Origin of the sequence: Janthinobacterium lividum (genome assembly GCF_011601275.1) — a bacterium.
Taxonomy (GTDB): domain Bacteria; phylum Pseudomonadota; class Gammaproteobacteria; order Burkholderiales; family Burkholderiaceae_D; genus Janthinobacterium; species Janthinobacterium lividum_E.
In genome coordinates, this window is sequence record NZ_JAAOLY010000029.1 from 29150 (window position 1) to 43418 (window position 14269).

The 14269-nt window shown below is 60.7% G+C and carries 14 protein-coding genes; 7 read left to right on the forward strand and 7 right to left on the reverse strand.

The features are described 5' to 3' along the window. Positions 1-32: 32 nt before the first annotated feature. A complete protein-coding gene (locus GYK42_RS27195) occupies positions 33-740 on the forward strand; it encodes a hypothetical protein (protein WP_166450040.1) in 708 nt (235 codons plus the stop codon). An 87-nt stretch (positions 741-827) separates the two neighbouring features. Here GYK42_RS27195 and GYK42_RS27200 read toward each other — a convergent pair whose 3' ends face one another. After that, positions 828-1115 carry a YciI family protein gene (locus GYK42_RS27200; RefSeq protein ID WP_166450041.1) on the reverse strand — a complete coding sequence of 96 codons (288 nt, stop codon included), beginning with the start codon at positions 1113-1115 and terminating at the stop codon, positions 828-830. Between the two features lie 139 nt (positions 1116-1254). Here GYK42_RS27200 and GYK42_RS27205 point away from each other — a divergent pair, with 139 nt between their 5' ends. Then, the gene (locus tag GYK42_RS27205) at positions 1255-3198 is read left to right on the forward strand and encodes a cytochrome c/FTR1 family iron permease (RefSeq protein WP_166450042.1); all 1944 of its coding nucleotides are present in this window, start codon (positions 1255-1257) and stop codon (positions 3196-3198) included. A 40-nt stretch (positions 3199-3238) separates the two neighbouring features. Here GYK42_RS27205 and GYK42_RS27210 read toward each other — a convergent pair whose 3' ends face one another. Both GYK42_RS27210 and GYK42_RS27215 read right to left on the reverse strand, forming a co-directional pair. Continuing rightward, positions 3239-3751, reverse strand: a complete 513-nt coding sequence (locus GYK42_RS27210; RefSeq protein ID WP_240943888.1) for an amidohydrolase family protein — start codon at positions 3749-3751, stop codon at positions 3239-3241. A 163-nt stretch (positions 3752-3914) separates the two neighbouring features. After that, on the reverse strand, positions 3915-5090 hold the full coding sequence (locus tag GYK42_RS27215) for an MFS transporter (RefSeq protein ID WP_166450043.1): 1176 nt from the start codon (positions 5088-5090) through the stop codon (positions 3915-3917). A 153-nt stretch (positions 5091-5243) separates the two neighbouring features. On the opposite strand from GYK42_RS27215, the gene GYK42_RS27220 reads away from it, so the two are divergent. After that, positions 5244-5969: an AraC family transcriptional regulator gene (locus GYK42_RS27220; RefSeq protein WP_346768168.1), complete on the forward strand. Its 726-nt coding sequence runs from the start codon at positions 5244-5246 to the stop codon at positions 5967-5969. Between the two features lie 208 nt (positions 5970-6177). Here the strand turns inward: GYK42_RS27220 and GYK42_RS27225 are convergent, their stop codons facing one another. After that, positions 6178-7665 carry an FAD-dependent oxidoreductase gene (locus GYK42_RS27225; RefSeq protein WP_166450045.1) on the reverse strand — a complete coding sequence of 496 codons (1488 nt, stop codon included), beginning with the start codon at positions 7663-7665 and terminating at the stop codon, positions 6178-6180. A 76-nt stretch (positions 7666-7741) separates the two neighbouring features. Here GYK42_RS27225 and GYK42_RS27230 point away from each other — a divergent pair, with 76 nt between their 5' ends. After that, complete coding sequence (locus GYK42_RS27230) at positions 7742-8398, forward strand: TetR/AcrR family transcriptional regulator C-terminal domain-containing protein (RefSeq protein ID WP_166450046.1); 657 nt, start codon at positions 7742-7744, stop codon at positions 8396-8398. Between the two features lie 393 nt (positions 8399-8791). Here the strand turns inward: GYK42_RS27230 and GYK42_RS27235 are convergent, their stop codons facing one another. The 3 genes from GYK42_RS27235 to GYK42_RS27245 are packed head-to-tail and all read right to left on the reverse strand — an operon-like array spanning position 8792 to position 11574. Then, positions 8792-9643 (reverse strand): SMP-30/gluconolactonase/LRE family protein, encoded by an 852-nt coding sequence (locus GYK42_RS27235; RefSeq protein WP_166450047.1) that lies wholly within the window; start codon positions 9641-9643, stop codon positions 8792-8794. Positions 9644-9701: 58 nt separating this feature from the next. Further along, positions 9702-10175 (reverse strand): DMT family transporter, encoded by a 474-nt coding sequence (locus GYK42_RS27240; protein ID WP_166450048.1) that lies wholly within the window; start codon positions 10173-10175, stop codon positions 9702-9704. Between the two features lie 10 nt (positions 10176-10185). Then, entirely contained in the window at positions 10186-11574 is a 1389-nt protein-coding gene (locus GYK42_RS27245) for an amidohydrolase family protein (RefSeq protein WP_166450049.1), read from the reverse strand. Between the two features lie 147 nt (positions 11575-11721). Here GYK42_RS27245 and GYK42_RS27250 point away from each other — a divergent pair, with 147 nt between their 5' ends. From GYK42_RS27250 to GYK42_RS27260, 3 genes are all read left to right on the forward strand, one after another. Beyond that, positions 11722-12606 carry a LysR family transcriptional regulator gene (locus tag GYK42_RS27250; RefSeq protein ID WP_166450050.1) on the forward strand — a complete coding sequence of 295 codons (885 nt, stop codon included), beginning with the start codon at positions 11722-11724 and terminating at the stop codon, positions 12604-12606. Between the two features lie 43 nt (positions 12607-12649). Further along, entirely contained in the window at positions 12650-13255 is a 606-nt protein-coding gene (locus GYK42_RS27255; RefSeq protein ID WP_166450051.1) for a TetR/AcrR family transcriptional regulator, read from the forward strand. Between the two features lie 96 nt (positions 13256-13351). After that, the gene (locus GYK42_RS27260) at positions 13352-14161 is read left to right on the forward strand and encodes an oxidoreductase (RefSeq protein ID WP_166450052.1); all 810 of its coding nucleotides are present in this window, start codon (positions 13352-13354) and stop codon (positions 14159-14161) included. Positions 14162-14269: the final 108 nt, after the last annotated feature.

Below are 14269 nucleotides of genomic sequence, written 5' to 3' on the forward strand. Positions count from 1 at the left end.
ACTATTCATAAAGACATAGCGAGGACACACCGATGAAGCAATCCCTCTCCAGCCTGCTGGCCTGCGCCGCCCTCGCCTTCTTCATTCCGGCCAGCGCGGCCGAGCCGGCCGCGTCCACACTGCCCGGACACTATTATCTGCAAGGCATCATGGAAACGGGCTCCGAACTGCTGCTGAAAAAGGATGGCACGTTCGAATGGATACTCAGTTATGGCAATACCGACCAGCAAGCGAGCGGCGAGTGGCGCGTTGCCGGCGACATGGTGACCCTGGTGGCGGGCAATAACGGCGGCAAGGAGCCGCAGTTCCGCGTGTTCGAGGAATCGGAAATGCGCATCCAGAAGCCCGCCGAAGCGGGCCTGTGGGTAGCCATCGTCGGCTTTCCCCAAGTGGGACCGATGGCCGGCGTGGAGGTAAAATTCGAAGCACAAAGCGGCAAGAAGGCCACGGCCGTGAGCGTGGCGAACGGCGACGCCATCGTCCGCATGCCGGCTTCGGAACGCTGGGTGCGCGCCGGTTTGCGCCGCCAGGGTTCAAAAACGGACTACCAATGGCTGGCCGTACCAGCCGAGCGCGCGCAGGAACGCATCGCCGCGTTCGCCGTCACCGACCCGCAATGGCTCAGGAGCCAGGCGTTCCAGAAGCTGGCCTTGCGTGTCGTCAAGGGCGGTCTGAAAGTCGACGATGCGGACAATGGCCTGGCCAGGGGGCTGTACGCGAAGCCGGCGTCCGGCCAGTAGGCCTGGCTCCCCGCCCCTTTCTAGAGCCTCTCCGCATCTGGTCAGCCATATCAGCCAGGGCACGCTGCAGACTCACTTTGATGCCGCTTAGCCCAAAATAGCCTCGATACCAACACCAAACTTGTTCGGGTTGAATTGAATGACTTGATAAGTTGCGATCTGCTCCCGGTAGAAGGGATCCTCTGCAAGCACGCCATCCAATTCCTCACGGCTCAGGCCTTTCACGAGGATGACACCTCCTGTTCGCGGCATCTGGGGACCGGACGCTAAAAAACGACCCGTCGCATAGTGGCGATCAAGAAAACTCCGATGCTCCTCAATGTGAGCCTCGATGGCTGCCAGCGGTTGAACGTAATGCAAAAGGACAATGAACATAAGGCTCCTCAAAACTCATTGACAGGATAAGCAAGCAAGTATGACAGAGATCCCCCCGCCATTTACGCCCGCGCGCCGTTGACACCCAGCACGGTCTGTCCTATAGTCGCCGGGTTAACGACAAATGAGAATGAGAATCATGTTCAGTTCTATCAAGAAATGGCTCGTCTGCTATCCGCTCGTGGCCGCCAGCCTGTTGCTGGCCGGTGGCGCGCACGCGCAAGTGGCCGACCAGGGCGCCGGCGCCAAGCAATTGTGGCAATTGATTGACTACGTTGCCGTCGATTACAGCGGCGCCGTCGAACACGGCAAGGTGGTCAGCGAAGCGGAATACGCGGAAATGCTCGATTTTACGGAGAACGCGACGACGCAGATCGCCGCCCTGCCCGCCCACGCCTCGCAAGCGGCCATTGCCGCTGCCATCGCCGACCTGCGCAAAGCCGTCGTCGCCAAGGCGGACGGCGTGGAAGTCAAGCGCCTGGCCCACCATGCGAACGGCTTGCTGATCGCCGCCTACCCGATACCCGTGGCGCCGAAACTGCTACCGAACCTGGCGCGCGGCGCGGCCCTGTATGCGGCCCAGTGCGCTTCTTGCCACGGCGTGGCCGGCGGCGGCGATGGTCCGCTGGCGGCCAGCCTGGAGCCGAAACCGATCGCCTTTACGGATGGCGAACGGGCGCAGTCGCGCAGCCTGATGGCGCTGTACCAGGTCATCTCCCAAGGCGTGGCCGGCACCTCGATGGCCAGTTTCGGCCAGCTGTCCGACAACGAGCGCTGGGACCTGGCTTTCTATATCGGCGGCATGTCGCACGATGCGGCGGCAAGCGCGCGCGGCGAAAAGCTTTGGCAGGACGATCCGCGCAGCAAAAAACTGTATCCGGACCTGGCTGCCGTGACGACGCTGACGCAGGAAGCCGTGGCCGCCAAGCTGGGCGCGGACGAGGCGCAAGCGTTGACGGCGTATTTGCGCAGCCATGCCGACAAGGCCGAGGCGCACAAGCCGGCCGGCCTGGCCCTGTCGCGTCTGCGCCTGGCCGAAAGCCTGGCGGCCATGCGCGCGGGCGACCGCGCGAACGCCACGCGCCTGGGCCTGTCCGCCTATCTGGATGGCTTCGAGCCGATCGAGCCGATGGTGGGCGCGCGCAACAAATCCCTGCTGCTGGCCGTGGAAAACGCCATGCTCGCCTACCGCTCCGCCGTGGCCAAGGGCACGGTGGCCGACGCCGAAGCGGCCGGTGAAAAACTGCAGCAACTGTTTACCCACGTGGAAGCGGAACTGGGCGACGCCAAGGCCGACCCGATGACGACCTTCGTCGGCGCCCTGACGATCTTGCTGCGCGAAGGCGTGGAAGCGCTGCTGATCGTGATCGGCATCATCGCCTTCCTGCGCAAGGCCAAGCGCAACGACGTGCTGCCCTACGTGCATGCGGGCTGGGCCAGCGCGCTGGTGGCGGGCGGCCTGACGTGGGTGGCGGCGACATACCTGGTCACCATCAGCGGCGCCAGCCGGGAAGTCAGCGAAGGACTCGGTTCCGTGTTCGCGGCCCTCGTCCTGCTCAGCGTGGGCTTGTGGATGCACCAGAAGAGCAGCGCCGGACGCTGGCAGGAATACCTGCACGAGAAACTCACGGCGGCGATGAGCCGGCGCTCCGCCTGGGGACTGTTCGCCCTGGCCTTCATTGCCGTCTACCGCGAAGTGTTTGAAACCGTGCTGTTCTATTCCGCCCTGGCGGCGGATGGCAATGGCGGCGCCCTGCTGGGCGGCTTCCTCGTGGCCATCGTGCTGCTGGTCGTGATCGCCTGGGCCTTGCTGCGCACGAGCGCTCGCATGCCGATCGGCAAGTTCTTCTCGTGGACGTCCGCCTTCGTGGCCGTGCTGGCCGTGATCCTGATGGGCAAAGGCGTGGCCGCGCTGCAAGAAGCGGGCTGGATCGGCGTCACCCCCGTCGACTTCATGCGCATCGACCTGCTGGGCATCCTGCCGACCATGGAAACCCTGCTGGCGCAGGCGGCCATCGTGGCCATCATCGTCGCCGGCTATGGCTGGAACCGCGTTTCCGCAGGCAAGCGCAAGCTGGCCTGATGCTGACCTAGCGGCGTAGGCAGCGTCCAGCGGGCGCTGCCTACACCTCGTGTATCGGCGCGAACGATGCGGCAAACAGATCGGGCTGGTAACCGGCGGCATTGAACAGGTGAAAGCAGGATTCGTCGATCGCGGCGCGCAGCCTGGCCTGGTCCACGCCCAGCACGACGCCACCGCGCTTGCGCACGCGCCCTTTGATGATGACGGTATCGATATTGCTGCGCTCAGCGGCGTGCACGACGGTACCGATGGCACTATTCACAGGATATAAACTGAGGTCGCCGGTGCGTATCAGCACCAGGTCGGCCTGCTTTCCCGGACTCAAACTGCCAATCCGCTGTTCCAGCCCCGCAACTGCGGCAGCGTCGATGGTGGCAGCCTCCAGTAACCGGAAAGCATCGCTGGGCGCTGCCGCATGCCGGCGCAGTTGATCGACTACCTGGTGCGCCACCGTGACCGGCTGCGGCCCGAACTGCCCGCGCTGTGGGGCCGCCAGCAATTCCGCCGTCAAGGTAGCTGGGCCGAGGTGTTGGTTACCGACTGGCAGGCGCATGAAGTCTTCATGGCGTAGGCTTACGCTTTGTGCGAATGCGGACCACGGAATGACGGCATCAATGGCGGCGTAACCGTCGGGGCCGGATTCTTTAGCTGCGACAATCGCACGCCCGACCTTTGAGTACAGGAGCAGTCATTGGCCAGCCTTTCGCTTTCCCCGCCTAGAGGTGAACAGCTCGCCCGGCCAACATGCCCGACCATGCTCCGAGGAGAGTGAGCATGGATGCTATAAGCAATGGGGTGGACCAATCCCCGAAGACATCGTGTAAGCCGCCCAGTATCATCGGACCCGCAGCTGCCATCAGATAACCGATGCACTGTGCCATGCCCGACAGCGCAGCCGCATCTCTAGCATTCGTGGTACGAAGACCGATAAAGGTCAGGCCCAATATCATGCTAGCGCCGCAGCCAAATCCCAGCAAGACAGACCACAGCAGTGCCATCGACGGTGCCAGCATCAATCCCAGCAATGAGATGGCAGACAGTGAGCTGGCGATCACGGCTGCTGCGCGCTGATCTTTCATGCGGCGCAGTATCACGGCCATGAACAATCCTGGTACTGCAGTGGCCAACTGGAGCGTTCCGTGCAGCGAGCCCGCTGCGGTTGCAGATATGCCATGCTCCATCAAAATCGTCGGCAGCCAGCCTACAGCAATATAAAACGGCATCGCATTAAGCCCCATAAACAGGCTGACTTGCCATGCAAGCGGCGAGCGCCAAACGGAGACGCTTGCGCCCTGGAGCTTGGTGGCACTGGCAGCTTTGCCTTGTTTATTCAATTGTGGCAGCCATGCCAACAGCGCTACCAGCGGAACGATAACGAACATCGCAAGCGCAGCGCTCCAGCCCCATGCTTGCGTGAGCGGAATGACAGCAGCTGAGCCGATGGCGCCGGCAGCGCCCATAGTGATGGAATACGCACCGGTCAGGGAGACCAGATGCGCCGGAAAATCGCGTTTAATGAGACTGGGCAGCAGGACGTTTCCCAGCGCAATACCAGCGCCGATTAGAACAGTTCCGCCGTACAAGGCCCAGGTACTGCCGCCGGAACGAATAGCAACGCCAGCCGCAATGACGCCCAATGCGCCGAGAACGGTGCGCTCCAAACCGAAGCGCGCTGCGATCGATGCGGCGAACGGGGAAAACGCCGCGAAGGCGAGCAAGGGCAAGGAGGTCAACAATCCGACAGCGCTGGTGGAGAGGCTGAAGTCATGCTGTATCCAGGGCAGCACGGGGGCGACAGCGGTAAAAGGTACCCTCAGGTTCATGGCAACGAGCAGTATTGCCGCGATCAGCGATACGGTTGCCCACCTAATATTCAAAGTCAATGTGTTCATCTCTCGTTTTGTCTGGAAAAACTAAGACTTTAGAGGATAAGAAATTGCTTTAATATAGATAAACTGACTGACTATACCTAAATCATGCCAAACCCCCGATTATTTGTCAGATCGCCCGAGGATTTCGATTCCGACACCTTCGAGCAGACTGCCGTGGCACTCGAACTTGCGTCGCAACAGAACGGCGTCGAGCATGTGGCGCACCAGCACCGCAAGGGACAGCTGATCCTGGCACTGCAAGGCGCCGTCACATGCGAAGTTTCCGATGCCTTGTGGCTGGTGCCACCACAGCATGGAGTCTGGATACCGAGCGGAATGGCCCACAGCTGCCGAGCAACGGGTAACGCCCACATCTACTTTTTGTTTATCGAGCCTGGTGCGGCCGTCATGCCGGACCAGTGCTGTACTGTCGCCATCGTACCTGTGGTCAGGGAGATGATCCGCTACATCGCCGAAAAGGGCCCCGTCGCTGCGACAGATGGGCCAAGCGCCAGGCTGATCGCGGTGTTGCTGGAACAGTTGTCACAAGCACCGGTCGAACAATTGCACTTGCCTATATCCGACCATCCAAAAATCAGGCGAATCTCCGATGCCCTGATCGCCGATCCCGGCGACCGCACCACCTTGCGTCAATGGGCAGATCTTCTAGCCATGAGCGAGCGGTCGTTGGCGCGGCTGGTCGAAAACAAGACAGGCTTGACGTTCGGCCGATGGCGGCAGCAATTGCACTTGATGATCGCGCTGAGTCAACTGGCAGAAGGACAATCCGTACAAAATGTGGCAGGTAATCTTGGCTACGACTCTGTCAACGCCTTCATCACCATGTTCAAAAAGGCTATGGGGAAATCGCCGACCCAGTATTTTTCATCGTTGCGGTAGACGATATGCGCGCTATCGCATTGTGACGGGAACCCTAGCTGTAGTGGCTCGCGTTTAGAACGTGCCATGCTCGCATTCGACGCGTTTCCCGGCTCAGATTAAGTGCAAATGACGCACGGCCCGTGCTCGCGCTAACTGCAATTGGAATCACCCCTACGTTGACAGGCTCTTAGAATGTGGTACTTACATGTCAAGACCCGCTTGGTTATCACGCGTTCCTTTTGATGCCCACAGCGTGATCCACGTAGCCGTCCGGACGTATGAGCAAGGCATGCGCGCCTGCCGGTGTTACTTGGGAGCCCGCAGGCACAGCTTTGATCGTATCGACCCATCGCATATCGAGCTCAGGCGTGTAGTTTCCACCCTCGCGATCCTCACTGGTCGTCAGTTGCAGCAGCAGCCAATGGCCACTGCGCAAAAAACTGAACAGCGAGGCTTGGCCACCGTTATCCAGTTTTAGCTGCCAGTCAGGCAGCCGCCGCCCTGTCCAATCGGGCAGCAGCGCCCATCCCTGCGGAACATCGACAACTGAGGCCGGGTATCGAATCCCGTAGCCGGACAAGTCATGCGCAAGCACTGCATTAAGAGCAGGAATTTTCATCAGCTCACTGAATGTCTCTCGCAGCGCCTGTCCCGGAGCATCAAACGAATTCATCATTAGTGCACTTTGCGCCAAGGTATTTTGGTACAGCGCCGCACCAACGGCATGACGCTCTTTGTGGTAGCTGTCCAGCAGCGGCTCTGGCGCATGTCCGTTCACTACGCCCGCCAGCTTCCAGCCCAAGTTCATCGCGTCCTGCATGCCCACGTTCATACCCTGGCCGCCCGCCGGAAGGTGGATATGTGCGGCATCACCAACCAGCAAGATTCGATCTTTGCGGTAGACACTCGCCAGGCGGGTTTCATTCGAGAAGCGTGATAGCCACGTCGGTGCATGCAGGCCAAAGTCCTGTCCCGCCACCCGTGTGGACGAATCAGACAACTCTTCGAGCGTGACGGGCGTGGTCGCAGGCACATCAACTCTGTCGGTATCGATCACGATGACGCGGAACATACCACTACCCAAGGGAACGATCATTAATCCACCTGCCGCGTTGCCGACACTGAATCCCGGCGTAGACGGCGGTGCGCTCAGACGAACGTCGCCAAGCATGACAGTCTTCGTAGCCGGCAGACCATGGAAGGCGATGCCTGCGTGCTGGCGAACCAGACTACGCGCGCCGTCTGCACCGACCACGTAGCTGCCAGAAATATCGAAAGGGGCGCTGTGCTGTTGTCCCATCACGGAAATGCCATCGGCCGTTTCGACAATGCGCTCCACCGTAGCATTCCTGCGCAATTCAACCCCTAGCTCAAGCGCCCATGTCTCCAGCAGTTGCTCGGTCACGCTCTGTGGGATGAACAGTGTGTAGGGATAGGTGGTGTCGATCACCGAAAAGTCAAGTCGCGTCTTCAATCCCGCAAAATGCCCGCTGGGAATCTTTATGCCGTTCGCCAGAAAGCGGTCAGCCACGCCACGTTGGGCCAGCATCTCCACCGTCCTGCCGTGCATAGTTAGCGCGCGCGACTGCGCTATTGGCGCGTCACGGCGCTCTAGTACTGTGACGCGTATTCCTGCCAACCGCAACTCGCATGCCAGAGTTAAACCTACAGGGCCTGCACCTACTACGATCACATCCGCATTTTCATTTTTCATTTGCACCTCAATCTAACATCGTTAGTTAAAAAATTTATGTTAATCTAACGTCGTTAGTCTGTCAAACAAGAAGTTTATGAAGATCCAACGTGAAGCCGTAATTGCCACCGCTTTGAACCTGCTGGACGAGGTAGGTATAGAGGGTCTTACAATGCGCCGTCTTGCCCAGGAACTGGACATCAAAGCAGCATCACTGTATTGGCACTTCGCCAATAAGCAGGCTTTGATGAATGGCATAGCCGACGCTTTGATTGAAGGGGTCGCGCACGAGCATCCGGACGAACTGTCCCCCTCGACTGCTTGGTTCGATGCGGTCAGCGCGACCGCACATGAGATTCGAAATGCGCTGCTCAAGCGGCGGGACGGTGCACGCGTATATGCTGGCACCTACGTCATCACCGACAACACACTTCGCGTTGCCGAGGCATTGATCGGCCCTTTGTGCGAGGCTGGGGCCTCCACTCGGCTGGCGTCTTGGGGTGCCTTCAGCATCATCTATTACGTAATGGGCTTCGTGATGGAAGAGCAACCGCTGGCTGCCCCTGGTGAAATATCGCTGGCCATCGCAACTCACCGTGACCAGTTTGAAGCTCTGGCGGCTAAGGGCTATCCACATGTTTTGGCTGCGGCAGCGGAATTATTCAGCCCGGATTTTGATGCGCGATTTGACGCTGGCCTCGATCTGCTTATCACCGGTCTTCGCATGAGGATCGCAGAAAGTTCCCATGCTTGAACTAATTATTAACTTTTTTACTTCACACTTGCTCCGCGAACTTATGTCATACCCTTCGGAGGGTTATAGGTCGAGGAACACGATTTTTCTTCAAGGATTTATACTAAGCGAGCGAGCTGCATCGATTCTCACGTATTGCCCGGCATGTCGCCAGGTGGAGCGATGCAGTATCGGGAGACCTGGAATTCCTCGCCGTGGCGTTTTCAATAGGCGGTGACGTATTAGCCACATCATTTTAAAGTCTGCATTCGGCCGAAGCGGAAATTGCCTCTGAGGGATTGCAAGCTCATTTGCAGATAGCGTGAGCACGGGCCCCCCGTTATTTGCAGTTAATTCGAGCCGAAAACGGCGTCGGATGCGAGCACGCCCGTTTTCAAACGCGAGCCGTTACACCTAGCCAGCGAAACAGGTCTCGGGCATGCCGTTTATTCCTGGTATGCCGACCGCAAGCACGGCGCCGTCTGCATCGGTGGGCTTAGCGAGGCCCACCCTTGCGCTGGTACAGAACAGCGTGTCGCCCGAGAGCCCGCCGATGGCCGGACAGGTGCTCTGATTCGCCGGCGACGTAATGACACGATCAATGCGGCCATCCGGGCTGTACCGAACGACCCTGCTGCCGCCCCACTCCGCATTCCACAGGAAGCCATCCGCATCGACACAGGAGCCGTCCGGCGCGCCTCCGCCGATGACATCCGCAAATACATGTTGATGTTCAAGGCTAGGGTAATCGCAGCAAAAAATGTGCGGCTGCAGCGAATCGCAGTAATACATAGTCGTGCCGTCAGGACTGAAGCAAATGCTGTTGGCGATGGCAACGCCGGGCAGCGACAGAGACTCGATGCTCATTGTTTGCGCATTGAGACGATAAAAAGCCCCCACCTGCTCCTGCGGTTCGCCTTCGTGCATCGTGCCGAAGACAAAGTTACCGGCGCGATCGCAACGCCCGTCACCAATACGTGTATCAAGGTTGCCCGGTGATGCAGCTATTTCGTTGACCACACCTGTCGCCAGATCAAAAAAGACCAGGCGGGATGCCAGGCCGAGTAACAGCACGTCTTGCCGCGCGGTGAATGCAAACGACGCCAGGCGCTCGGGCAAGGGCCAGCGCCCACGGACCCCGGTACCCGGCGCGTAGGCCAGCAGCTCGTTTCCTAGGATGTTGGTCCAGAAAAGCCGGTGCGTCCGTGGACACCAGATCGGACATTCGCCTAGCAGATCGTCGGATTTTTCAATAATTTCGAACATGATTTTCTCGTTTGTGTAGATTATTTTCTGATGCGGCTCTGCCAGCGAGACGCCGCTTTCATCCGTTCAGCGCTCTCGACACGCGGTCGCCGAATACCAGTACGGTCAAACCGGCGATCATCAGCAGCGCGCCTACCAGTTTTGCTGCGGAAATCGGCCGTGCCGTTGCACCCAGCAGGGCAAAGTGATCGATAACTAACGAAGACATCAGTTGGCCGACGACGGCCAGCCCCACCAGCAATGTCAGGCCGATGCGCGGTGCCAGTAGGACATTGCACAGCAGTGCTCCGGCACCGAGCATGCCGCCCAACAGGCTCCAGAGGGGCTGGGCAGGCACTTGCGCGAGTGATGGGACGGTACCACCGCGCAGCAAGGCGATCAAAGCGAGAAACAACCCACCGATGATGAAAGACACTAGCGAGGCCGTCAGCGAGTCCCCGCCGATGCTGCGCGCTAACTGCCCATTCAACGTGGTTTGCAAGGCGATGGCAATGCCGGCGCAGAAAGCAATCGGTAACAGTAACGCGTTCATCCAGCGCTGCTTACGAACCGTGAATCGGTGCAAAGGACGCCTCGAACAGATCGGGCTGGTAACCGGCGGCACTGAACAGGTGGCCACACGATTCGTCGATTGCAGCACGCAGCTTTGCCTGATCCACGCCCAAGACAACGCCACCGCGTTTGCGCACGCGCCCACCAACGATGACGGTATCGATATTGCTGCGCTCTGCCGCGTGCACCACGGTGCCGATGGCGTTGTTGACCGGGTAAATGTTCAGGTCGCCGGTGCGTATCAGCACCAGGTCGGCCTGCTTGCCCGGGCTCAAACTGCCAATCCGTTGTTCCAGCCCCGCAACTGCGGCGCCGTCGATGGTGGCAGCCTCAAGTAACCGGAAAGCATCGCTGGGCGCTGCCACATGGTGATGCCCGTGATGGCGCCGGGTATGATCCATCGCCCGTTGCAGATAGAACGCCACGCGCATTTCCATGAACATGTCACCGCTGTACGAGGTCTCGTTGTCGATACTCAGGCCGGGGCGTATGCCGTGCTCGAATGCCTTCTGCCAGGCGTTCACGCCATCCTCGATGCCGTAGTGTGCATCCGAGCGGGGGCAGACATTGACGCGCACACCTGCTTCGCGCAAGATGCGCCAGCCCGATTCCGGCAGGCAGGTGCAGTGGTTGAAGATGTTGTCGCTGCCGAGCATCCCCTGCGCATGCAGGCCTTCGAGCTCGGCTGACATGTCACCGCCAAAAAACTCGGTCACGATGGGAATGCCCAATTGACGGGCGACGGCCCACTGCTGCGGTTCCAGCTGCGCCATCATGGCCAGCGTCACCAGGCTGTCAGGCTTGGTGAAATATTTTTCCTGCAGGCGTGCCAGGTTACCAGGCCAATGCGCCTCGTCCCAGACGCCAGATACGGGCGCCCCGGAAGCATGCACCGCGCGGATACCGGTATCTAGCAATGCTTCCACTGCCGCGTCGGAGTGCGCAGCCGTGCGGCTGTTGTGGGAATTGTCGATCACGGTCGTGATGCCGGCGTCGATGCAGCCCAGTGCCGTGAGCAGATTGCCCACGTAGATGTCGCGCGGCCGGTAGTATTTGGCAAACGAGAAATGCGTGGCGTTGCAATAGTCCTCGAGCGTTGCCGCATTCGGGTTGATGCGGCGCAGCTGGCCTTCCCAAGAATGGCGGTGGGTATCGACCATGCCCGGAATGGCGATCATCTGCGCGGCATCGATCACTTCGGCACCGTCGGCCGCCAGATGCTCACCGATGGCGGCGATGGCGCCATCGGCGATCAGGATGTCGCCCCTGGGCATATTGCCGATATTGCCATCCATGCTGATGATCGTGGCGCCGCGTATCAATATCCTGTGCGGGACTGGGGCCAGCGGTGCCAGCAGTTGACGGTCTTGTTCGGTCATGGTGGATTCCTGGAAGAGCTAATGGGTGCACGCAGTCTAGTGCAGGCAAGCACGCGGAAAAAGTGGCGCCGGACGTTTTCATTCTGCAAAAAATCCGAATAATGTTGGGTTATAGTGCCATTTCCTTTGGCGCTACACGGACAAGACATGGATCGCGTACAAGCAATGCAGGTATTTCTTCGCGTGGTCGAGAGCCGCAGTTTTGTGCGCGCGGCCGAAACCCTGGGCTTGCCCGCCTCGTCGGTCACCAGCATCATCAAGCGGCTGGAAAAACATTTGCAGACGCGCCTGCTGAACCGTACCACCAGACACCTCAGCCTGACGCCCGAAGGCGAGCGCTACTTCCACCGCTGCCGCGAAATACTCGATCTGATCGCCGACACCGAAGCGGGCCTGCACGACGCGGGCGGGCGCCCGCAGGGACGGCTGCGCGTGGATATGCCTGGCGGCATTGCCCATGCCGTGATCCTGCCCCAGTTGGCGCAATTCCAGCAGCGCTATCCGGATATCTACCTGATGATCGGCGTCAATGACCGCCAGGTGGACCTGATACAGGAAGGCGTCGATTGCGTGATCCGCACCGGCAGCCTCGATGATTCGACCCTGGTCGCGCGCCGCCTGGGCGAACTGCGCTGGATCACCTGCGCGGCGCCCACCTACCTGGCCGAACACGGTATTCCCGCAACCCTGGAAGATTTGCCGGGACACCGGGCCGTCAACTACTTTTCCAGCACGCCGCGACGGGGCGGCGAGCTGCATTTCATCGACGAGGGCGTCAATGTCGCCGTTCCCCTGCCCGGCACGGTCGCCGTCAACGAGACGGGGCTGTACATCGAGCTGGGTCTGGCCGGCCACGGCTTGATGCAGCTGGCCGAGATCCTCGTAAGCGGCCATTTGCGGACCGGGGCTTTGGTCGAGGTGCTGGGCGACAAGCGGCCGGCGCCCGTGCCCGTATCGCTGCTCTACCCCCATCAGCGCTTTCTTTCCCCGGCGATGCGGGCATTCACCGACTGGACGGCCGGGCTGTTCTGAGATGCCCTGGACGCACCGCGTGCACGCTTTTGAAAACTGCTATATGATGATCGTCATGCAGAACTCACCGAACAAACCGGCGGCGCAAAGCCGCAAGGAAGCCACCCACGAGCGCATCGTCGAGGTGGCCACGCGCGCCATCCGCCGCAGCGGCTATGCGGGCACGGGCGTGGCCGACATCATGAAGGAAGCGGGCCTGACGCATGGCGGCTTCTATGCGCACTTCGCTTCGCGCGACGCGCTGCTGGCTGAAGCGGGCGACCGCGCGGGCGCCGAAGCCGTGGCGCTGGCGGCCAGGGTGGCCGCTGCCGCCCCGCCCGGCCAGGCGCTGCAGGCCATGCTGGCCGCGTATCTGTCGCCCGAACATGTCGCCGCCATCGAGGTGGGTTGTCCCGTGTCGGCGCTGGGCTCGGAAATGCCGCGCCAGGCACCCGAGGTGCGGCGCGCCGCCACCATCCATATCAAGGAAATGATCGACCTGTTCGCGCGCCAGTTGCCGAACTGGGGCCAGCCCGAGGCCCACGCGCAAGCGATGGCCATGGTGTGCGCCATGATCGGCACGACCATCCTCGCGCGCGCCGTGGACGAACCGGCCCTGTCGGACGCGCTGTGCGCGGCCACCCTGGCGCAGTTTCAGACACCAAGCTAGCCGCATCGCCCGTGGCCTTGATCCGTCCCGGGCTTTTTTTGAAACAAAAATATGATGATCGTCATATTCAATATTCTCAACCACTGAAGGAATGCCATGCAAAACAAGAAGATTGCCCTCGTCACCGGCGCCTCGTCCGGCATCGGCGCGGCCACGGCCCGGCGCCTGGCACAAGCCGGCTACACGGTGTACGGCACCAGCCGCCGCGGCGGACAAGCAACCGAGGCCGGCCATGCGATGCTGGCGCTCGACGTCACCAGCGATGCGTCCGTCGCTGCCGCCGTGGCAGAGGTAATACAGCGCGAAGGCCGCATCGACCTGCTGGTCAATAACGCCGGTTTCGGCGTGGCCCCGGCTGGCGCCGAGGAAAGCAGCATTGCGCAGGCGCAAGCCATCTTCGACACGAACTTCTATGGCGTGCTGCGCATGACTCTGGCCGTGCTGCCGCACATGCGGGCCCAGGGCGGCGGGCGTATCCTCAATATCGGTTCCGTCGTGGGCTTTTTGCCCATGCCTTATGGCGCACTGTATTCCGCCACCAAGCACGCGATCGAGGGCTACACTGAATCGCTCGACCATGAAGTGCGGGGCTGGGGCATCCGCGCCAGCGTCATCGAACCGGCCTACACGAAAACCACGTTCGAAGCCAATCTGCTGGCGCCCGATACTCCGCTGTCCGCCTACCGGCAAGTGAGCGCGGCCGTCACGAGCCGGCTGCAAACGCTGATGGCCGGCGCCGACGACCCGGCCATCGTGGCCGACACCATCCTGGCGGCGGCGCAGGCAAGCAAGCCCAAGCTGCGCTACACGGCAGGGCCGCTGGCGGCGCGTTTGCGCCTGATGCGCCGTTTCATGCCCGCCTCGCTGCTGGACGCCGGTTTGCGCAAGGACCTGCGCCTGGCCTGAACGCCAGCATTTCACAGCATTCAGAGAGAACATCATGCAAGCTTTGCAACTTAAAAAATACGGCGGCCTCGATCACGTGGCGTTTGCCGAACTGCCCCGCCCCACCCC